This is a genomic window from Bradyrhizobium sp. AUGA SZCCT0177 (genome assembly GCF_018130125.1).
Classification (GTDB): Bacteria; Pseudomonadota; Alphaproteobacteria; order Rhizobiales; family Xanthobacteraceae; genus Bradyrhizobium.
Genome location: NZ_JAFCMA010000059.1, coordinates 1 through 19938 on the forward strand (window position 1 = coordinate 1; position 19938 = coordinate 19938).

Here is a 19938-nt window from a genome sequence, read left to right on the forward strand (position 1 = left end):
GCACCTTCCGTCGTCGACAGCTCGCCAATCGCCTGCGCCTGGGTCGGCGTCTCCGACACCGTAACCGTGGTCGCCTTATCGTCGACTTCCCCGTTATTGTCCTGTGGCACCTCGCCCGTGTTGTAGCGATCCTCGCCGATCGTCTCGTCGAGATTGAGTGTTGCCAGAGACGACGTCTCTCCGACCTCTCCATGTGTGACCGTCGGACCGTCATCGTCGAAAGCGATGAACGAGTTCTCGTTGCCGATCAGATTGACCTGGACCGATGAACTGGCTTGATCGCCGTCGCCATCGGTGACCGTGGTGGTGAGCTGCAGGTTGAGCGTGCCCTCGCCGACCAGATTGAGGAACGTCTGCTCGTCCAGAACTGACGGATTCTCCGAACCGCCATGGTCGATCGCCAGGAATTGGTCAACCGTGATCTTGGCTGTCGCCGGATCGCTGCCACCCTCGAGCGTGATGCGGAAGGCGACAAACTCGTCGCCTTCGGCGGCTGTGCCGACGATACGTCCTTCGAGCGTCGTGGCGTTCACCTGAACCAGAACAATCGCACGTTCGGCTGCGGACATGCCGGCAAGCGCGGTGTCCCCCAGCGCGGTCGCCGTCAGAGTCGTGGCGACGTTTTCTCCCGAAAGAACCAGCGTCAATGCGTTACTGATGCCACCCTGCGGCCCGGCACCATCCATTCCAAAATCGACATTCGCGGCCGCGAACAGATTGGCCAGCGCACCCGGCTGGGTCGACAACTCACCAATCGCCTGCGCCTGGGTCGGCGTTTCCGACACCGTCACCGTGGTCGCCTTGTCGTCGACCTCCCCGTTATTGTCCTGCGGCACCTCGCCCGTGTTGTAGCGATCCGCGCCGATCGTCTCGTCGAGATTGAGTGTTACCAGAGACGGGGTCTCTCCGCCCTCTCCGCGCGTGATCGTCGGGCCGTCATCGTCGAATGCTATGAACGAAGTCTCGTTGCTGACCAGAGTGACCTGGACCGGCGAGCTGACCTGATCACCGTCACCATCGGTGACCGTGGTGGTAAGCTGCAGGTTGAGCGTACCCGCACCAACCAGACGCAGGAACGCCTGCTCGTCGAAGATCGATGGATTCTCCGAACCGCCATGGTCAATCGCCAGGAACTGGTCGACCGTAATCTTCGCTGTGGCCGGATCGCTGCCGCCTTCAAGGGTGATACGGAAAGCAACAAACTCGTCGCCGGCAGCGGCGGTGCCGGCAATCCTGCCCTCGATCGTGTCGGCATCCACCTGAACCAGTACGATCGCCCGCTCTGCTGCGGACATGCCGGCAAGCGCGGTGCCCTCCAGCGCAGTTGCCGTCAGCGTCGTGCCGACGGTCCCTGCCGAAAGAACCAGCGTCAGGACGTTAGTGACACCGCCGTTGGCTCCCGGGCCGTCGGTCCCGAACGCAATATTTGCAGCGGGGAACAAAGCAGCCAGAGCACCCACCGAGGTCGACAGTTCGCCAATCGCCTGACCCTGGAGGGGTGCCGTCGACACGGTGATTGTGGAAACGCCGGTGTCGTCGACGATACCGTTCGACGGCCCGCCGTTCGACTCGGATTCACCCGAATTGTAGCGGTCGATCTGCGGACTTTCGCCCTGACCGATTGTTTCATCGAGTTCGAGGAACCCCGCCGACGAAGGCCGCTCACCGCCGTCATCGCGGCTGATGCTCGGGCCGTCGTCGAGGAATGCCACGCCCAATGCATTGGACGACACCGCCGTCGCGGTAAGTCCGAGACTGTCGGTAACGGTCTGCTGAACGAAGACCACGTTGGCGAGTGAGGCGATGTCGTTTGGATCTGACGCTCCGCCATGCTGGATCGCCTCGTACTGGGCGACATTGAGTAGGCGCGTGGCGGGATCCAGATAGATTTGGAATGCGACGGCACCGCCCGCGTTGGCCAGGTTGCCGTTACCTTCGCGACCAACGATCAGACTGCCCTCGGTGAAGAGGAAAATCGTGTTTCCGGTTATCGTCGCCTGTAGCCCGGAGGCTACGCCATTGAACGCTCCGCCCGACGCAGTTGTCAACGCATAGGTGACGGACCCTGCCCCGTTTGTCCCGAAGTCTGCTGTCGTAGAGGCAATTGCCGAAACAGGACTCTGCGCCCAACCGATCAGTCCATTTTGCTGGAATACCGAAGGTAGCGCACCTCCCTGATCGTTCGCGCCAAACGCATTTTGAACAGCAAAGGTTTCGTCATGTATCAGCAATGTATTCGAGAGTGTGAAGCCCGCAGAAGGTGCCGTTGCTATCGGCGTATCATTCGGTACGCCGGCAAACTGCTGCAGAGCCGAAGCAAAATTGCCGAGCGACTCCTGCCCGAGGAGGTCGAGCGGACCGCCCGTGCTCAGCGGATCAACAGCGCTGTTGTTAAAGTTCGCTCCGCTCCCCTGAGCATTGCCATTGCCTTCACCGGCCGCGGGCAGGACGGACTGATCCGTCGTGATCGGAAACAGGCTCGCGAATTCGCTGACCGAAACGTCCCGACCCGGCGCCACTTCGACCGAGAGATTGTTAAGAGCGTCATGCCTTGAATCGAAGAATGGCTCGACCGTCACCGTCGACTTGTTGTCGAACAGGATGATCAGCTTTTCGCCTACACGTACGAGCGTGATCTTTTCGTTGGCGATGCCGGAGAAGTCGACTTTGACCTTCTGTTCGTATCCGAGATTGACGACGACGGACTGATCACCAAGCGGTTTTGTTAGCCTGAAGATGCGCGGCGCCGCGTTGTTGTTGCTGATTCCCACGCCGGAAGCCTGAGCAACCTGAAAAGGTGCGTTCATGAAATATCTCCGAAGCGAAAGGCAGGCGTTTGAATCAAGGATCTAGAAAAGTGGCTTCAAAATTGAGCGTTAAGGTATTGTTAACCGCAAGGAGGGTCAACAAAACTGTTTGGTTAATCAATGCTTTCAGTGTGATTGTAGTAAAGACAGCGCACTCGAGGCGAGTCAGCTAGGCGGATCGGGAAAAACCAGTAAAACTACGGGTCAACCAAGGTACGATCGTTCACGCCTTTAACCTCTTGTTTTTGTTCAATGGAGCACCCGCCGTGCACATTCTTGCCGGCATATCCGGCGTGGCTTTGGCGCCCCCAATGTCGCAACCAGCGCACGATCGACCTGTCGAAACACGTGCCCATGGACACACAGATAAATCAGGGACTGCACGACGATGCCCTAGGGAATGCCTCGATCGGCCTTCTCCAAGACCCGGGAAGGGGTGACGGGCTAAGTCTGCGATTGTTCAGGCTGCGGCTACCAAATCGATCGTCGCCAAAGCAGACAGTTAGGCTGAATTAGAGAACTATGACCGGGTAAAACTGGCAGAACAACGAGTCGGCTGAGTACGTCGTTTCGTCCCGTGGAGCCCCCCTCGATGCCCGCACTGTCGCTGGCACTCAGCAAGGCTTTTTGCATCCTCAATGGCGTCGCCAGCGCGCAGACACAAATGATCGAACGTTCGATCAAGGCATTGTCAACAAGGACGCGCAAATGCGGATCTGCCTAAACGCCATTCGGCTGGCCGGCCCCCGACCTTGAGGTTGGTCACGGACAAAACTCCGTAAAGGCCGCCCACTACAAAGCGTGCCTTGCGCTCAAAGTGCCGGCCGAAGTCTCGTTTTACAAATCACTGCCGGAATTCGTGGGCGACGTTGTTTTGACGATTGAAGTCAAGTACCCGCGGGCGAACGCAAATCCTAAAATTTCAGTGAGCGTAACTGGGGTTGGGGCACAGCACCGCCAGGTGAGCGATGGATGTGGCATTGCGTCGGGCCCGGACTGGGACCTGGACCGACCCGCACACCGGGCAGACTGCCGAAGATACGTTTGACCTTTTGAGCGATTCTTGCTCTGTTGATCCATATTTTAGAGTTTGGGGGCAGCGATGGGCGCGGGATTTGGCAAGTTTGTATTGACTGCAGCCTGCTTCGGATTTGCGATTGGCATCGGTCCGCAGCCGAGCGCCGCTGCGGACCTCGGCTTGATGACGACGGGCCGAGGCGGCTGTTCCGAAATTGTCTTCACTTGCGAGAACGGCAGGGAGTATCCGCTTTGTCCGATAGCGGTAAGTGTCGTTGGCGAGGTTGTTACCGCGTCCCTGGTCACTTCGCCACGCCGCTCGATGCATGTGCGGCTTGTCCCGATGGGTGTGGGGTATCGCTATGCAGGCCGGGGGCTCTGGCTGGACGGCTTCAGGGAAAACGCGCTGCTGAACTTCGGCAAGCACAACCAGGTCGCTTGCACGATTCAGCGTTCCTGATCAAGAAATCAGCTTCCAGAGCGAACTAAGAATGACCAGCGCGCAATCTGGTATTAACCCCGTGTTCGCAAGACCACGCGACGCGATCGCGGATACATGTACGCCTTGGGATTAACATAGACCGGACAGTGATTGTCCCAATGATACTGCTGCCAATTCCACTTCCAGCACCCGGATTGTATCTCGGGGTCATATCCCCAATTCAGGCGATACGGTTCATCTCCGAAGGGATAGGTGCCGCAGTAGGCGCCGCTGCTCGAAAGAACAACAATCGAGAAAGCCGCGCCAATAATTGCAAACAATGATTTTAGCATAAAAAACCTCGATGCCGGAGGACGCTCACCAAAGAGTGCCAAATGGCTTGGCGCTTATCAAGCGAGTTAGCGATACCTAGACCACCGTTGTGAGACCTAGATCGCCGTTCTAACCCTTGAGACTTTCGAGGAGCTGTCTCGATTGCTTATCAAACGCATCTGCAAATCGGCGCGCAGCACCAGGACCGAGCTGCGGTCGAGGGCGAAGGGAATGTCTAGATCGAGAATGGGGAGACGAATGTAGGCGAAGCCAAATTGGCTATACCCCTATTTTCTGCGAGCGGCAAAAGTGGGGAATCGCGGTTTGCGGGCTTGTGAATGTGGGCCTGCGCTGAGCGTGTCGATCGCAGCCGCTGAGGTCGTTCTCCAGTCGCGAATTTTAGGTCCAAGGCACTTCCTTAAAAACTCTTTGCACGACACTGGTGCCGATGCCCAGCGTCTTACCGATCTTGAGAATCCCGTCTCCTTTCGCCCTCAATTCAACGATGCGCCGCTCTACCGCCGGCTCAACTCGGCGTCGACCAAGTTTCACCCCTTTTGCCCGCGCGCGAGCCAGACCTGCATTTACCCTTTCCCGAATAATCCCTCGCTCGAACTCAGCAAATACTCCGAGCATCTGAAACATAGCTTTGCCCGCGGTCGTTGACGTATCGAGTCCTTGCTGGTGGAGAAAAAGTCCCACGCCTTTTTCATGTAGAGCTTGCAGGATGCCAAGTAGAGCCGCTCCCCAAGACCAGCATCAAATCACAGGAAACAATCTATGCAGCAACTTCCATCCCTGCAGGAAAGCGCCAAGGCGCGGGTGGCTACAGTTCTAGGGTCGCCGGCCTGCAACGCCTTGCTCAAAATCTCCCTCGGCACCGTGATGACCCCGGCGGGGCTGCGGAAGCACATACAAGGGACCTTCGATGAAACGCAGCGTGAGGCGGCGCGCAATATTAAAAACGAACTTGAAAGAGATCTGGTGCCCGCAGATCCAAATCTAGCGCACCAACAGCGGCTGATGCTGATCGGACCGATGTTGCTGGTTTATCCCACCAGCGATCCCAGCGAGGAAACGACTATGGCGCGCGGTGCCGCCTATCTCGAAAGTCTTGACGACATCCCGCCATGGGCTCTGGCAGATGCCATCCGCCAGTGGAACCGTGGCGAGGCTGGCGACCAACATTACGCTTTCATGCCCCCTCCTGCGGTGTTGCGCGGCTTGGCGTTATCGCACCTCGTAGTCGAAAGGATGCGCCAATTGCTCATTGCCGCCCCGTCCCTCGAGGCCGCCCTGCGTGACGAGAGTAAATCGCAAAACGCCGATTCGGAGCCCTTCAAACCCCTCTTTGTAAAGCCCAAATGAGCAGGACCCCTGCCCGCTTCACTCAAGCCGACGTCGCGCGAACGCTACGCGCGGCAAAACAGGCTGGCGCGGGCACGGTCGAATTGCTCCCAGACGGGACGATCCGAATTTGCTTATCCACGTCGGAAAACCCCTCACCGCCCGTTGAACCGGATTGGGAGATTGTGCTTTGATTTCCGACATGCCCCGTCCGCGACCGCCGCACCTCCAGCACGAGAAGACGCGCCACGGCAAATATGTTTGGGTGGTTCGCATCGGCAAAGGCCCGCGCACGCGCATTCAGGCGCCCTACGGCACGCCGGAGTTTAACGCCGAGTATCAGGCCGCCGTCACGGGCGAGCCGCTGGGTGGCAAGCCGAGCGCGTCCAGGGCGTCTCTGCAATGGTTGTGGGATAGCTACCGGGAAACAGGCGTATGGACTGGCCTCGCGGCCTCGACGCGGCGGCAGCGCGAGAACATCATGCTGCACGTCCTGAAGGATGCCGGACCGACGCCTTATGCCGCCATCCAGGCGCAGCACATTCAAGCCGGGCTCGATCGCCGGGCAACGACGCCGGCCGCCGCCCGGAACTTCCTCGACACGATGAAGGGCATGTTCCGCTGGGCAAAGAAGCGCAAGCACGTCAAAACCGACCCGACCGCCGACGCCGACATTGAGGCGCCGAAGCGGAAGAAGGGAAAGGGCTTCCCGGCTTGGACCCGCGAGGACGTTGAGACGTACCGCCGCCGCTGGCCTCTCGGCACCCGTCAGCGCGTCTGGCTGGACGTTCTGCTTTATACTGGCCCGCGCCGCGGCGATGCCGTCCAGATCGGCCGTCAGCATGTGAAGCAGACCCTGAACCCGGACGGTGCCATTTCTCGGGTCGCCACCTTCAAGACCGAGAAGAGCGGCGAGCTCGTCACGGTAACGATGCCGATTCTGGACGTGCTTTGGCAGACCCTCGAAATTGGCCCCACGGGTGACTTGACGTGGATCTGTGGAGCTCGCGGCCGGCCGCTGGCCAAAGAAGCCTTCGGGAACGACTTCTCCGAAGCCGCCCGGCAAGCCGGCATCAAAAAGAGTGCCCATGGCGTCAGGAAGATCGCTGCGACGATCGCGGCTGAGAACGGAGCGACCGAAAAGGAGCTCGACGCGCTGTTCGGTTGGGTCGATGGCGGTCGGACTTCCGGCATCTACACGCGGGAAGCGAACCGGGCGAGACTGGCCACCCAAGCTGGCCATAAATTAGACGAAACCGGAACATCTATGCCCGCACCTCCCCGGGTGGTGCGGGCCATATCTGAGAAAATTAAATAATATCAATCAGATAAAAAGAAGATGGTGGGGGAAGAAGGACTCGAACCTTCGAAGTCATAAGACGGCTGATTTACAGTCAGCTCCCTTTGCCACTCGGGACACTCCCCCGTTTAACTGCATCGCAAACCCAACCGCTTAATTGGCGGCGGACAGGCCATGGATGACGTTAATACCAGGAGCCGATGGCGCGCTCCCGGTCGGGCGCGTTTATGGGCGAAGGGCCATGGCAAAGTCAACCAAGGGAAGCCTCGAAAAACGCGCCTCGAGGGGCCAAATTGCCATAATCCGGAACCCGTGACACAAGCTGGCCCATGAGCGATCGCGACCGAAAACCGCCGTTCCGCCGTGGCGGCGGCAAACCCTTCGAAAAAGGCCGGAAACCGGGCGGTCGCCCGGCTTGGCGCGACCGGGACACCAGCCCGGACGGGCCGGTGATTCTTTATGGGTGGCATACGGTTGCGGCGGCTTTGGCCAATCCGGAACGCCAGATCCGCAAACTGTTTCTGACCGAGAACGCCGCCCGGCGTCTCGCCGACGAGAATATCGACACCCGCGTGCCCCCGGAACTCGTCCGGCCGAGCGCGATCGACCAGCGGCTGGGCCCCGATGCCGTGCATCAGGGCCTGCTCGCGGAGGCCGATCCCCTGCCCTCGCCGGATATCGATACGCTTGATCAGGAGGGCATCGTGCTGGTGCTCGACCAGATCACCGACCCGCACAATGTCGGCGCGATCATGCGTTCGGCCGCGGCGTTTGCGGTCAAGGCGATCGTGACGACTGCGCGTCACAGCCCGGAGGCGACGGGCGTGCTGGCGAAGTCGGCGTCCGGCGCGCTGGAAATGGTGCCATTGGTGACCGTGCAGAATCTCGCCCGCGCGCTGAACGAGTTGAATGACCGTGGCTTCATGACCGTTGGCCTCGACAGCGAAGGCAGCGAAGACCTCGGCGCTGTCGGACTACAGCAACCGCTTGCGCTGGTGCTGGGGGCCGAAGGCAAGGGCTTGCGGCAATTGACGCGCGAGACCTGCAGCGTTGTGGCGCGCCTCGACATGCCCGGCGAGATCAAGAGCCTGAACGTCTCGAACGCCGCGGTGCTGGCGCTCTATATCGGCGCCTCCAGGCTGGGATTGATGAAATAAAAACAACGCCCGCTCGCAGGGATGCGAACGGGCGCCGACGTATTGATTCGAACGTTCGGATCAGTAACGGCCGAAGCGCGCGCCGCGATAGCCGTAACGGACGCCATAGCCATAGCGAGCGCCATAACCGTAACGGATGCCCGGACGAACGCCGTAGCGGTAGCCGTAGGCCCGCGGGGCTACTACGCCGCCGCCGTAGCCGTAGCCGTAATACGGACGATAGCCGACGACGGTGTCTTCCTGATAGACGCGGGCCGGAGCCCAGGCGCCGGGACCGGAATAGGTCGGGCCCTGGTTGACGTAGTAATATTGCTGCACGGGATCGGCGAGCCGGGCATAACCCCAACCCACGCCGCCACAGGGATTGCAGCCCGCCGAGGTGTAGGTCGCAACAACCGGTGCGGCGTAGACGACGGGCGCAGCGTAACCGCAGTTGGCGTAACCGCACGCCATCGCGGGCGCAGCGGCCATCACGGCGACTGCCGCGACTAGTCCTGAAATCAGATGACGCATTACTCTCTCCTGTAGGTGTTTGCCTGTTGGTGTTCTTGTTGGGGTGGTCTTATGGGCGCGGAAGTAGTCCCGTGGGATGCCGACGACGCCGGTCGTCCTGCGGCGCGTAGATGATCTCGGGCGGATTGACCGGCACGTTGGATTGCGCCGGCAGCGGCGCCGACTGTGCAGACCAGGATTGGTGATAGCTTTCGGCCGGCTGCGGCAACCTTCGGTTCGCCGGCGGCTCGATTTCCAGGCGGCCGTAACCTGGCAGATGACCCGCGCTCGGATAATAATGGCCGACACGCGGCACCGGATCGACATAGCGGCCACCATAGACGGTCGGCTGCACATGCGTGCCCCTGAGGAGGCCCCAGTCGCCCTCGACCACCGAATAGGATGCATCGACGCCGTTGATGATGACGGGAACACCGGGGCGACCCGGAATCACGATTTCAAAGCCGCCGCCGGCCAAGGCCGTCGACGTTGTCGCCATCAGAATGGCCAGTGTCACGCCAATGCGCATGCCCGGGACCCCGTTTTGCTCTGACCGCAATTTAGTCGAACGGGCACCCCCAAGGGTTAAGGGGCCGGACCAAACTGCCGGTAAGGCTAACGCGTCAGCATCCCCCGCCGCTCAATTGCGAGCGAACCCGCTCAGCAATTGTTAACGGGGCGAGCGGATCCAGCGGACTGAGGCAAACAGATTTTGCTCACGCAAACAGGTTTTCAACGAGGGTCGTTGCGCCAATGGCGATCGTGACGATACCGACAGCGCCCTGCAGGCCGCGATTGGCCCAGGTGAGCCAGCGCGCGGACACCGCGAGCGGCACGGCGATGACGGTGGACAGTGCGCCCATGCCGATCATCGAGCCGATCCCGAACAGCGCGACGTAACCGAGTCCGGCCGCCGGGCTAGACGCCTGCGACACCGTCAGCACCAGCAGTGCAGCCGAGCCCGCCATGCCGTGCATCAACCCGACCAGCAGCGTGCGCCAGCGAAAACCATGCTCATGGGCGTGCGCGGTGCGCAGATGCGGCGTGGTTTCTCCGGCATGGCTGTGGGCGTGAAGATGCACGGTGCCGTCGCCATGGCCGTGCTTGTGGAAATGCACGCGGTCGCGCCACAGCCGCCACAGCACATGCGCACCTAAGCCGACCAGCATGATGCCGACGGCGGCCTCGAGTGGACGCGCCACACTCTCCGGGATCGCACTGCCAAGCAAGATGGCGCAGCCGGCGAAGACGAACAGCGTCAGCGTATGACCGAGTCCCCAGGTCAGCCCGTGCTTGACGATGTCACCGACACGGCTGCGGCGCGCGGCGATGCTGGAGACGGCGGCGATATGATCGGCTTCGAGCGCATGTTGCATGCCCAGCAAAAACCCAAGCCCCAGAATTCCGAACATATGCCCCCTGCGCGCTACAAGCACTTATCAAACACCAATCAACTGCTCTTGTCAGGTCAACACTTCATCAAACAGACCTTGCATCGCTGCCCACGAGCGGCGATCGGCCTGCTCATTGTAGAGCGCGGTGCGCATCATCGAACCGTCGGCGGCGGGATTGGTGAATCCATGCAGCGTGTTGCCATAGAGGATGACCTGCCAGTCGCGGACGTGGCCTTCGCGCATCTCGTTCTCGAACGCGGCGACCTGATCGGGCGGCGCCAGCGGATCCTCCGCGCCGGTCAAGACAAGCACACTGGCCTTCACGCGGCCGGGTTGCGCGGGCATTTTCGTCGCCAGCACGCCGTGGAAACTGACCACCGCCTTGAGATCGGCGCCCTCGCGCGCGAGCTCCAGCACCACCGAGCCGCCGAAGCAGAACCCGATTCCCGCGAGCCGGCTGGTATCGACATCAGGCAGATCCGCCAGCACCGCGAGCGCGGCGCGGCCGCGGGCGCGGAGTTTTTCCGGCTCGGCACGCAGGCCGCCAACCAGGGTCGCGACTTGCTGCAGATTGCTCGCCTGCCGCCGGTCACCGAACATGTCGGCGGCGAGCGCGATATAGCCGAGGTCCGCAAGCCGCCGCGCGCGTTCCATCGCAAACTCGCCGAGCCCCAGTCCCTCGTGAAACACCAGCACGCCCGGCCGCGGACCTGCGGCATTGTCGTTCCAGGCGAGATAGCCCCGCAAATTGACGTCGTCGCAGCGGTAATCGAGGTCACGCGTCGGCATAAAATTCTCTGAGCGACTCTTTTAAGGTGTTGGGTGGGCGTCAAAAATGCGGGAACAGGAACATCACACCGGTTTGAACGCCGCACAACCCAAAATCGGAACATCCAGCCCTGCGATCGGTTGGCCCCGCACAACATTCGCGGAGAGCAACCAATGACAAAGCTGAAACTTCTGGGCGCAACGGCATTGCTGGCGGCGACGATTGCGACGCCTGCGATGGCGCAGCAGTGGACGAATGATCACAACTATCGCCATCGATCATCCGGCTTCTGGCCCGGCGAAGTCGCAGCCGGTGTCGTCGGCGGTGCGGTTGGCGCAGCGGGCGCGATTGCGACCGCCCCGTTCCGCAACAGGGATTCCTACGCCTATTACGGCGGGCCGGCCTATGACGATTCCTATGCCTATCCCGTCCAACGCCCGCAGAGCCTGCGTCCCGCCTGCGGCATTCAACCCGACGCGACGTATATGGGCCCCGACGGACGCTGGCGCCCCTGCTGACGAGGCGTGAGCGGTAAGTCCGGGCCAATAACGCCGAATTGAATTGCGGCCAGGGAAAATACGGAACGACCTTGCACCCCGGACCTGGCTTGGCGTGACGAAAACTGGTGTCACGAGAAACCTCGCGTCACGAAAAGAAGGAGAACCGCATGACAACAATCAAGATCCTCGGCGCCGCTGCGATCATCGCATCCGCGTTGGCGGGCCCGGCCATGGCGCAGCAGGTCACGAACTCCGGCAGCTATCAGCGTCAGGCGAATACGGATCAGGCGTATCGCCAGAGTGGCAGCTGGCAGAACAGCTACAATCGCTGGAATGACCGCAGCGGCTTCGGACCGGGCAACACCGCCGCAGGCACCGCGTCCGCGATGGCAGTCGAACCGATCGGTGGCGAAGAATACGCCCGCCGCAACGGCTTCGTCTGCATCCCCGGCACCCTGTTCCGCGGCGAAGACGGCCGGCGGCATCTCTGCCAATAACGCTGGCGCATCGAGAAGCGAAAAAAGGCGGCCGGAAGGCCGCCTTTTTCATGTGCAGGGGTTATGGCAGCGGCTTTCGAGGTGCTGGCCCTTTCCGGGCAAGTCTGGTATTCGACCGCCGAAGATTGGTGGAACCCCGCGCGTTATCTGGTCTGGCCCGCCATCGCTTCAATTCGCCGGTTTAGCTCAGCGGTAGAGCAGCGGTTTTGTAAACCGAAGGTCGGGAGTTCAATCCTCTCAACCGGCACCAGCGTCTCTTGAGTGGTGCGAGGAACTGTCACCGCCTAGCAACATCCAGGATGTTTCGCTTCTCGGAACACCAATTAAGACTCCCCTGCTCGAAAGTCTTGCGGCAGATTCGACGTTACCGGGGTTGGGAGTATTGTCATTGCACTGACAATCAATTTTCCCGGACGGGCCGCAGCGCGCAACGCCTGCGGCCTTTTTCATTGGCCGGCAAAAGCCGCCGCAAGAATACCCAATCGACCAATGGCTGCGCTGCGCGCTCCGCTGCAATTATGCAAACAACCAATCGTAGGTCTTCGCAAGGAGCCTGCTAAGCAGGTAGAACCAACCTGCCATTGCAAGGACAACAGGAACAAAGAAAGCCACCCCAACGATCACTTGCTCTCGCCTTTGGCCGCTGGGGGCCACTGACACTTTGACGGCCGCTTTTTCGCTGGAGCTCATACACTCACCGTGTGGGGAACGGGCGGCAACTCGCCCCGTTTCAAAAGTAGCAAAGCGCGCGGCCGTGGTGGCATCAGCATTCTATTGTTCGCCTTGTAGGCCGCCTCAGTTGGCGGCCTCTTCCATTCGCGATGCCGCTGAGAAGCGGCCCCAACCTTGGGGCTGGGGGTTAAGTTGGGGCCGCCATTCCAACCGTGGGCAACGCGGAAAAAGGCGGCCTACGGTTAGCCAAATTACCGCAACTCGGTTGATCGTTCCGAACTAGTTTGGAGTACCTCGGTTGGCGGCCTCTTTCGTTGTGCCGATCGCACCTGCGAACCGCAATCGTAGCGGCTTCTCTCGACCAGGCGCGGGGCGGATTTGAAACGGCGTGGAAGACTATCTGCCACGATGCACGGAAGCCGACTTCGTCGAGTATCGGCGGCAGCGCGCCTGGACGGCTTGGAAATACACAATGCATGCCGCTGGCCTTCCGCTGCCGACGCAATCAACCAGTGGACGGGCACGCTGTCTCGGGCGCCGCGATAGATTAGCGGTAACCGGCCGTCACGTTCAGGATGCACATATGGATTCGCAGCACGCATGAAGCCAAGCACCGACCGCCCCTATTCCGTCCCTGAGAAGGCCGCGCGCAAGCTGCTGGAAATCGTCAACGCTACGGAAGCCATTCAAGACGGCCGGATCCACATTGAGAAGATCAACGGGCCAATGCTGTTCAAGGAAGGCGCCAGCCCGGCCGGGTACAAAGCTGGTCTCGATCTCGCGGTCGCGCGCGGCTGGCTGCTGCACGAGTCCAGGACGTTCGTGAAGTACACACCGGCCGGCGCGGATTTGTTTGCTTGACGGTTGCGGCCTCGCCGTTAGTGGTACTTGAATATAACCCATTTGGGTGATGAGCGCGTTTTCCGCGAGCGAGTGGGAACCAAAGTGCATTTTAGCACTTACTGACTCACCTTTGGCGGGGTGAGCAATGAACGACTTAAGCAGCGATAAACTCTCAGGACCGGAGAAGCCCGAGCATCGCAGGTGCAGGTGTGGCGCGCAGCCCAAAGTGGTTCACAAGATGATGGACCCAACTCGTGGCTTGACGGTACGAATGTTTGAATGTCAGTGCGGCGAACGCAGTTGGACCGAACATAAAGACTGAGCTCTTCCGATAAGCTCCTTACGACTGCCGCTGGACTGACCAAAAGCGATAGAGAAATGGGGCCGAAGAGGCGCGGCAATGATAAAGCAATCTGAAATCTACCGGCAGAACGCGGAGAACTGCCTGCGTCTGGCTGAGGCTGCAGAGAACGAGCCCGCTCACAAGCGTTTCAAGCGGATGGAAGCCGCTTGGCTCGCGTTGGCCGAGGAGCAAGATTGGCTCGACGGGGAGACATCCGCCAATACCCAAAAAACCAAATGATGCTGTACGGTCCAACTGAAGGCGAAGGGGAATAAATGGACCTGCTGTCGTCGATTGACTTGCCGCATTGGCTAATGATCGCTGGAGCTGTTTTAATCGCAATGGGCTGCCTTGGTCTTGTGATTAGCCGGAGCAGGCAAGCCGCTAGTAATCTTGATCCTGATCCTGATCGTGATTCAGTACAAACCGCTTCGCGCCCCATGGCCAGCAAATGACCGTGCAAGATGTCTGATATCCTAGTTCGGACGCTCTTGGCGTCGTGGCACAAGGCCGAGAATTTCGCTCGGTAGCATCCCGTCACTATCGTAAGAAGCTGGTGCTGGGCTGGGATTGCTGTGAAAATGTCCAAAATTTGCCGGGCTTTGTACCGGGTAAACGACGCACATTACCCTTTCCCTCATCCACTTAGGTGATTGGTCCCTTTCAATTTTTTGGGTGGCCCTTTTTGGTCCTCGCCAGCGCCGCGATCTTGCCGCTCTCTGTTCATCCTCCAGAGTGAGTAGTCCCGGAACAGAAAAAGGCAGTACTGGCCTATATTTCGCCCCCTAATCCCTAATCGGCTGTTTGAGCCAGCGGCCTGCTTTTTAAACCAAAGGTCCGCGCGGGAATCTCAGCGGGAACAGCTAACTCGCGCGAATGCGCCGCCCAACGCGCCGGTGGTCATGAGACCAGATCTCGATGGTCAAGATATTTGGCGCGCCCCCCCGCTCCGCGGTTTGCGAATTGGTAGCGGCGAGGTCATAGCGGGCCAGCGCCACCCCGCTAAGGTCGACCGCGTAGGACGACGCTGGGTGGCATATCATTGATTCCCGCCGAACCGTTTCTGGCTTCCCTCGAAATACCCATTGAATTTGACGCCGATCAACTTCTCGGTTCGCCATATCACCGTGCAGCTGATGCGCTCAGCGGCGATCAGAAGTGTAAATTGCGCCGGGATGCCCACCGGGCTGACTACCTCAAGCCCCGCTCCAGTCTCGGACTGGTTGCGAATGAGACAGGCGATTGTGCGTCCGCTGAACTCGATGATACCGGTCTTCATGAAGCGACCCCTGGTCCGCGCAGTACGCAAGCCAAACTGGGGGACGACCAATTTGCGCGACTTGCAGCCACGCTAACCCTGTTTAGAACGGTCGCAACGAAACTCGCGTGTTAAGCTTGATGTCCGCGTTGCGGGTTAATTCTGGAACAGCAATCGCTGCAGGCGAACAGACTGCCGCGCGCCGATCTCAAGCGGGCTCGTCCGGCATCACGGCGGCCTCGATGGCATCAGAATCCACGGATGGTCTACATAGCGGGCAGTCGTTTGGGAGTTCTTATGCCCGAGCAAAGAGCGGCTGAAGTCGAACAGCCCGCTCAGCGAAGCCGTAAGGCGAGAGACCGAGGAGGGAGCCAGATCATGGAGTATCGGGCATTGCTCAGAGTGGTCCAGGGCATCGATCGAAAATGGAAATGGTTTGTCGCTCTAGCGTCAGGTCGACGGCAAGGCGAAGCGCGGGTGACACCGGCGACGCAACGAGGCTAATCCTTCTCGTCGAGGTCGGGAACTTCCCACAACAAGAACGCCATAATGATAAGCGCTGGGGTCCAAGCTAGCATGGCCCCAAATGCAATGGCCTGCACCGTTGTCATGATCACTCCGGGGTTGTCCCAACCTTGGGTCACTTAACCTAACGCGCGGGCTCTGGATAGCGGCCTTGTAAAACTGTTCACAAAAAATGACATTTTCCGACAATAGGTCACGATCGCCGTAAGGTATTGATATAATTGAATGCGGGACGGTTTTGTAAACCGAAGGTCGGGAGTTTTAATCCTCTCAACCGGCACCAGTCCGCGTTCAAAGTCACATATACGACAACAACGCCTGCACCGTTTACATCAGCATCCAGCGCCGTATCAGCCACGCGAGCCCGAGCGCAGCCATCATGACGCCGACGCCGAGCACATCCACCGCGTATTCGGAAATCGCAGGCGAGCCGTCTGGCAATCTTGAAAATGGATTCCAGCTCGGCCCTTCGGAGTGATCGACTTTCACCCGATTGAGGGTGAAAAGCGCGAGCGCGGCCCAACCGATAAAGAAGCAGACCACGTGGCAGACATAAGCCGCCGGCGAGCTGACACCATTATACTTCAACATGGCACCTCCCGAACAATGGCTTGATGAATACGGTTCTGAAGTGCGCGCTTCGAATTGTCCGGCACCTAAAGCAGCTTTCTGCCCTCAATCCTCGATATTCACAGCCACGGCGAGTTTCCCGTTATCCTCGCTATTCGCAGTGAACACTTTTGGCGCCGTTCTCTGTGAGCCGCTTTATGCAGACCGCAAGATCAAAAAATCTCAAGCGACTCTTGACCGGGAATCGCAAATCAGAACCTGTACGGCCTTGCTTCAGAGGGCCACCGTGCAAGATCCATTTACTGATTTCATGACTGGCAAGATTTCCGAACGGCACGCCAAACAGGACCGGCGCCTATTCGGCCTGATGTATCTCTGTATCGCAGCTTTGATCGTGCTGGCCGTCGCGAAGCTGTTCGTCTGAACAGCGCATAAGAAAAAGCCCGGATTGCTCCGGGCCTCTTCGTTACCAATGATGGTAGTGTCGATGATAGTGGCGGCGATAGTATCGCGGGCCATCGTCGTAATAGCCGTACGGCCCACCGCCGTAATAGCCGTACCTCGGTCCATAATGGTAGCCACTGTTGTAGGCGTTGGCTGCCGCGGCGGCGCCCAGCACGCCTGCGGCCACACCGAAGCCGATCGCCGCGTTACGCCCGCCGCGGGCCTCGGCCGGCGAGTTGACGACAGCGGTTGTCGCAAGCGCGGCAACGGCCGCGAGAGTGAGTGCTATCTTTCGCATGTGCGCTCCTTTCCGTTGCCGGGTTAACGCGTGCCGAGCGAGCCTGTTGCAGGAACTTGCCCAGGTTAGTTTTTGCATTTTTGGGAAACGGAGTTCTGTTCCGGTGATTCAGCAGAGTTCCGGAATGCGGTTCGTCGATCGCGCGTCTGCTTGGGAACGCAGATTCTGCGGCCTTCCAGCATGGCGGCGTAGCCGAGCTATCGACTGCTGATCCGCTCGACATCCGGCGCTCTCGGACTCTTGTCCGACCGGTTCGGATCATCGACCCGGGATTTGAGATCAGCGGCCTTCTCGACCAGGCCCGCTGCCACATTCGGGTCCGTGACTGTTCGTGCGAATTTGAGAAGCGTAGTTGCCTGACGCGTCAGATACTGCCTGCCCACCACCGCTGTTATCTCCCGCTTGCCTGTCCGCAGACCTTACGTTGCAACGCGGGAATCGTTCCGGGCCCTGTGTTACGAAGTGCACATTTAATCTTTGTTCCATCCGATACCTGCGGCATTTTGGGTTCCCGTGGCCTCCCGGAACCAACCCCGGCCAGTCACGTTTTTGCTGCATGAGAATTCGGGAAGAAAACTGCAATCTGGTGTTGCTCACCGGCGTGACGCTGGTGAGCGCTGTCATCGCAGGCGCCGCTGGCTTTTGGGAACCCGCCTCCGCCGTGAGCAAAACCAGGCCGGTCTATGCCGCCGCCGCGACATCGTCGCCGTCGGCCGCCGCGGCGTCTTCGTCGTCGTCCAACACCGCCGCGGCTTCGCCGGCGGCTCGGCAACCGGCCCGTCTTGTCGACCAAACGCCGGTCCGGGTGATCGGCGCGCCGTTCGTGCCCAACACCAATCCACGCGAGCGCTGAGGGTCGGGCTGTGACGGCCGACCCTGTTTCCTCATGCCTTACGCAAGGTACACCCGGGCTGCGAGTTGCCTATTCTGCTTTGCATGGGGTGGTTTCGCCATTTTGTGTCTGGGCCCAGCGGCGCCCCGATACCCGCTGGCGGAGGCGCTACGCAGCGTATCCCCACTGTTGTGTCGCCCTTTTGTCACCTCGCCGGCAAATCGAATGCCCTCATTAGCCAAGTTCAACACTTGCACTTGATTCCACAAAGGCCTTTTGCTGGAATGATTTAGGCTGAGGTGTGCGATGAAATGGATGAAAGAACGCGACCTCCTGATCGCGCAGACGATGGCATTCGTGCAATCGGTGACCGGAAAGAAGCCGGACGCCGCGCAATTCCTCGCGAATCCGGCCTCTTTCGTAAGCCCGGAAGCGCCCGCTAGCTTTGACGTGCCCAAAGCCACGCCCGCGGTGTCGATGCCTGACATCGAGGCGATGCTGGCTGAAACCATCTCCGTCGCGCCGCCGAAGCCGGTCCAGAGCGCACGTCCCGAGCCCAAGGTCGACTTCCAGTCCGAGATCCGCGCCCGTGTCGCCAATTTCCGCGCGCATCAGGAGCGCTTCAACCGCGAGCGCGAGGCCTATTGCAGCGCCACCATGGCCAAGGTCCACGCCGCGCTGCACGAAGACACCGGACCGCCGCCGCGGGGCAAATAGCCGTTCGCCCAGGTCCTCTGGTTTCAGGTCCTCTGGTTTCAGGTCCTTTTGTTTCAGGTCCTTTTGTTTGACGGGTTTTCTTAACGCGAACCGGAATCCACTTCGCTTGAAAACCCTTTAGGCCCTGCCGATCTTCTCCAGCACCGGCAGCAGGTGCGTCAGAAACAGCTCCGGATTTTCGCTCATCGGGAAGTGGCCGAGCCCCTTCATGATGGTGACTTCACAACCCCTGATGCTGTTCGCCACATCAAGCGTCTCCTCCGGGGTGCAGGAGTAATCATACTCGCCGGACAGCAGAAACAGCGGACAACGCCCGGTGTCGATCTCTGCGACGCGGCCGCGGATGTCGCCGTCAAGCTTGTAGAAATAGAGATCGCCTTTGAAGACGCCGGGCCCGCCCTGCATATAGTGCCAGATCGTTTCCCAGCGCTCGCTGTCCGGCGCATCGGGGCCCACCAGTCCGGAGACGATGGCGCCGCAGACCTCGCCGCCATGCACATCCGGCCGGTGCAGGAAATTCAAATCGTAATAGGGATCGACATGCGCGCCGGCCTGCAGGCCGATGATGGCGCGAAAGCGCTCGGGGTGTTCGAGCGCCAGATGCAGCGCGATGCGGCCGCCGATCGAGCAGCCGATCAGGATCGGCTTGTCGAGCTCGAGTGCCGCTGAAATTTCCAGGACCATGGTCGTGTATTGCGCCGAGGTCAGCTGGTATTCCTCCTCGTGCCAGCCAGCCGGCGGCGAGGATTTGCCGTGCCAGGGCATGTCGAAGGCGATCACGCGATGTTTTGAGGTGACGCGCGCGTCGTTCATCAGCGCGCGGTATTGCCGGCCATCGCTGCCCGCGGTGTGCAGGCACAGTAACGGCGTGCCCTCGCCCGCTTGCTCGACATAGATGCGGTGCGGCCGGCCGAACAATTCCAGATGCATGTAGCGGCCGACGATAGGCTCGAACCTCGCGCTCATGCGGCGGCTCCCGTAGCGCGGAGCTTGGCCAGCGCTTCCTTGAAGTAACGCAGATGAGCCATGAAGATCTGCAGATCGCCTTCGGCCCTCAGCACGCGCCGCTTGATCAGCGCCAGCAAATCGTTGGAGCCCGGCGGCGGGCGCTCGCTCCAGAATTTCTTCCATTCCTCCTCGGAGGCGCGAAGCGCGAAGGCCGAAGACGGCATCACCAGCGGCCCTGGCGTCACCGATACGATTCGGCCCTCATGGATCGAAATCAGAAAGGCTGACTGGCCGACCTCAAGTAGAAAGCAGGTCGTGAGATAGCGGCCGCGCCGGACCAATCCCGCATCGCCATTGACCCGCGCTTGCAGCGTCTCGATCATTCCCGTCCCCGTCTCTGCAATGTCGTCAGGCCGCTTCACAGCCCGAACCATTGGAGTTGCATGATGGGTGG

General features: G+C 60.2%; 23 protein-coding genes and 2 tRNA genes. 13 read left to right on the top strand and 12 right to left on the bottom strand.

Annotated features, from left to right (window positions below; all coding sequences use genetic code 11):
• The coding region (locus tag JQ597_RS36535; protein ID WP_249148462.1) for a DUF5801 repeats-in-toxin domain-containing protein at window positions 1-2807 on the bottom strand (2807 nt) is incomplete at its 3' end.
• Window positions 2808-3909: 1102 nt separating this feature from the next.
• Between JQ597_RS36535 and JQ597_RS36540 the strand changes: the two genes are divergently transcribed.
• Window positions 3910-4284 (top strand): hypothetical protein, encoded by a 375-nt coding sequence (locus JQ597_RS36540; protein ID WP_212270224.1) that lies wholly within the window; start codon window positions 3910-3912, stop codon window positions 4282-4284.
• 693 nt (window positions 4285-4977) lie between these two features.
• Here the strand turns inward: JQ597_RS36540 and JQ597_RS36545 are convergent.
• A complete protein-coding gene (locus JQ597_RS36545) occupies window positions 4978-5280 on the bottom strand; it encodes a recombinase family protein (RefSeq protein WP_502754830.1) in 303 nt (100 codons plus the stop codon).
• A gap of 78 nt (window positions 5281-5358) precedes the next feature.
• Here JQ597_RS36545 and JQ597_RS36550 point away from each other — a divergent pair, with 78 nt between their 5' ends.
• Both JQ597_RS36550 and JQ597_RS36555 read left to right on the top strand, forming a co-directional pair.
• The gene (locus JQ597_RS36550; protein WP_212270225.1) at window positions 5359-5946 is read left to right on the top strand and encodes a hypothetical protein; all 588 of its coding nucleotides are present in this window, start codon (window positions 5359-5361) and stop codon (window positions 5944-5946) included.
• A gap of 169 nt (window positions 5947-6115) precedes the next feature.
• Window positions 6116-7243, top strand: coding sequence for a tyrosine-type recombinase/integrase (locus JQ597_RS36555; RefSeq protein WP_249148463.1), 1128 nt, complete (start codon window positions 6116-6118; stop codon window positions 7241-7243).
• A 22-nt stretch (window positions 7244-7265) separates the two neighbouring features.
• Here the strand turns inward: JQ597_RS36555 and JQ597_RS36560 are convergent.
• Window positions 7266-7351 (bottom strand) — tRNA-Tyr (locus JQ597_RS36560).
• Window positions 7352-7554: 203 nt separating this feature from the next.
• Between JQ597_RS36560 and rlmB the strand changes: the two genes are divergently transcribed.
• Window positions 7555-8382, top strand: a complete 828-nt coding sequence (rlmB, locus tag JQ597_RS36565) for a 23S rRNA (guanosine(2251)-2'-O)-methyltransferase RlmB (protein ID WP_212270226.1) — start codon at window positions 7555-7557, stop codon at window positions 8380-8382.
• A gap of 60 nt (window positions 8383-8442) precedes the next feature.
• On the opposite strand, the gene JQ597_RS36570 is transcribed toward rlmB, so the two are convergent.
• From JQ597_RS36570 to JQ597_RS36585, 4 genes are all read right to left on the bottom strand, one after another.
• Window positions 8443-8895 (bottom strand): hypothetical protein, encoded by a 453-nt coding sequence (locus JQ597_RS36570; RefSeq protein ID WP_212270227.1) that lies wholly within the window; start codon window positions 8893-8895, stop codon window positions 8443-8445.
• Window positions 8896-8944: 49 nt separating this feature from the next.
• Window positions 8945-9403, bottom strand: coding sequence for a hypothetical protein (locus tag JQ597_RS36575; RefSeq protein ID WP_212270228.1), 459 nt, complete (start codon window positions 9401-9403; stop codon window positions 8945-8947).
• 187 nt (window positions 9404-9590) lie between these two features.
• On the bottom strand, window positions 9591-10286 hold the full coding sequence (locus JQ597_RS36580) for a HoxN/HupN/NixA family nickel/cobalt transporter (RefSeq protein WP_192733964.1): 696 nt from the start codon (window positions 10284-10286) through the stop codon (window positions 9591-9593).
• Window positions 10287-10337: 51 nt separating this feature from the next.
• Window positions 10338-11057 carry a dienelactone hydrolase family protein gene (locus JQ597_RS36585; protein ID WP_212270229.1) on the bottom strand — a complete coding sequence of 240 codons (720 nt, stop codon included), beginning with the start codon at window positions 11055-11057 and terminating at the stop codon, window positions 10338-10340.
• Window positions 11058-11210: 153 nt separating this feature from the next.
• Between JQ597_RS36585 and JQ597_RS36590 the strand changes: the two genes are divergently transcribed.
• The 6 genes from JQ597_RS36590 (at window position 11211) to JQ597_RS36615 (ending at window position 14347) form a co-directional block, all read left to right on the top strand.
• On the top strand, window positions 11211-11555 hold the full coding sequence (locus tag JQ597_RS36590) for a hypothetical protein (protein ID WP_212270230.1): 345 nt from the start codon (window positions 11211-11213) through the stop codon (window positions 11553-11555).
• Window positions 11556-11704: 149 nt separating this feature from the next.
• On the top strand, window positions 11705-12034 hold the full coding sequence (locus JQ597_RS36595; RefSeq protein ID WP_212270231.1) for a hypothetical protein: 330 nt from the start codon (window positions 11705-11707) through the stop codon (window positions 12032-12034).
• Between the two features lie 175 nt (window positions 12035-12209).
• Window positions 12210-12284: transfer RNA gene (locus JQ597_RS36600), tRNA-Thr, on the top strand.
• A 1022-nt stretch (window positions 12285-13306) separates the two neighbouring features.
• Entirely contained in the window at window positions 13307-13567 is a 261-nt protein-coding gene (locus JQ597_RS36605; RefSeq protein WP_212270232.1) for a hypothetical protein, read from the top strand.
• A gap of 382 nt (window positions 13568-13949) precedes the next feature.
• Complete coding sequence (locus JQ597_RS36610; protein ID WP_249133646.1) at window positions 13950-14132, top strand: hypothetical protein; 183 nt, start codon at window positions 13950-13952, stop codon at window positions 14130-14132.
• 35 nt (window positions 14133-14167) lie between these two features.
• Complete coding sequence (locus JQ597_RS36615; RefSeq protein WP_212270233.1) at window positions 14168-14347, top strand: hypothetical protein; 180 nt, start codon at window positions 14168-14170, stop codon at window positions 14345-14347.
• Window positions 14348-14931: 584 nt separating this feature from the next.
• On the opposite strand, the gene JQ597_RS36620 is transcribed toward JQ597_RS36615, so the two are convergent.
• Window positions 14932-15171: a PilZ domain-containing protein gene (locus JQ597_RS36620; RefSeq protein ID WP_212270234.1), complete on the bottom strand. Its 240-nt coding sequence runs from the start codon at window positions 15169-15171 to the stop codon at window positions 14932-14934.
• A gap of 831 nt (window positions 15172-16002) precedes the next feature.
• Window positions 16003-16266, bottom strand: coding sequence for a hypothetical protein (locus tag JQ597_RS36625; RefSeq protein ID WP_212270235.1), 264 nt, complete (start codon window positions 16264-16266; stop codon window positions 16003-16005).
• On the opposite strand from JQ597_RS36625, the gene JQ597_RS36630 reads away from it, so the two are divergent.
• Window positions 16265-16669: a hypothetical protein gene (locus tag JQ597_RS36630; RefSeq protein ID WP_212270236.1), complete on the top strand. Its 405-nt coding sequence runs from the start codon at window positions 16265-16267 to the stop codon at window positions 16667-16669. The two genes, JQ597_RS36625 and JQ597_RS36630, sit on opposite strands and share 2 nt — an antisense overlap.
• Window positions 16670-16711: 42 nt before the next feature.
• Here the strand turns inward: JQ597_RS36630 and JQ597_RS36635 are convergent, their stop codons facing one another.
• A complete protein-coding gene (locus JQ597_RS36635) occupies window positions 16712-16987 on the bottom strand; it encodes a hypothetical protein (protein ID WP_212270237.1) in 276 nt (91 codons plus the stop codon).
• 556 nt (window positions 16988-17543) lie between these two features.
• Here JQ597_RS36635 and JQ597_RS36640 point away from each other — a divergent pair.
• Together JQ597_RS36640 and JQ597_RS36645 are read left to right on the top strand one after the other, a co-directional pair.
• A complete protein-coding gene (locus JQ597_RS36640; protein WP_212270238.1) occupies window positions 17544-17840 on the top strand; it encodes a hypothetical protein in 297 nt (98 codons plus the stop codon).
• Window positions 17841-18125: 285 nt separating this feature from the next.
• On the top strand, window positions 18126-18536 hold the full coding sequence (locus tag JQ597_RS36645; RefSeq protein ID WP_212270239.1) for a hypothetical protein: 411 nt from the start codon (window positions 18126-18128) through the stop codon (window positions 18534-18536).
• 117 nt (window positions 18537-18653) lie between these two features.
• Here JQ597_RS36645 and JQ597_RS36650 read toward each other — a convergent pair whose 3' ends face one another.
• Together JQ597_RS36650 and JQ597_RS36655 are read right to left on the bottom strand one after the other, a co-directional pair.
• Window positions 18654-19502 carry an alpha/beta fold hydrolase gene (locus JQ597_RS36650; protein ID WP_212270240.1) on the bottom strand — a complete coding sequence of 283 codons (849 nt, stop codon included), beginning with the start codon at window positions 19500-19502 and terminating at the stop codon, window positions 18654-18656.
• Complete coding sequence (locus JQ597_RS36655) at window positions 19499-19867, bottom strand: hypothetical protein (protein WP_212270241.1); 369 nt, start codon at window positions 19865-19867, stop codon at window positions 19499-19501. The genes JQ597_RS36650 and JQ597_RS36655 overlap by 4 nt, the downstream gene beginning before the upstream one ends.
• Between the last annotated feature and the right edge of the window lie 71 nt (window positions 19868-19938).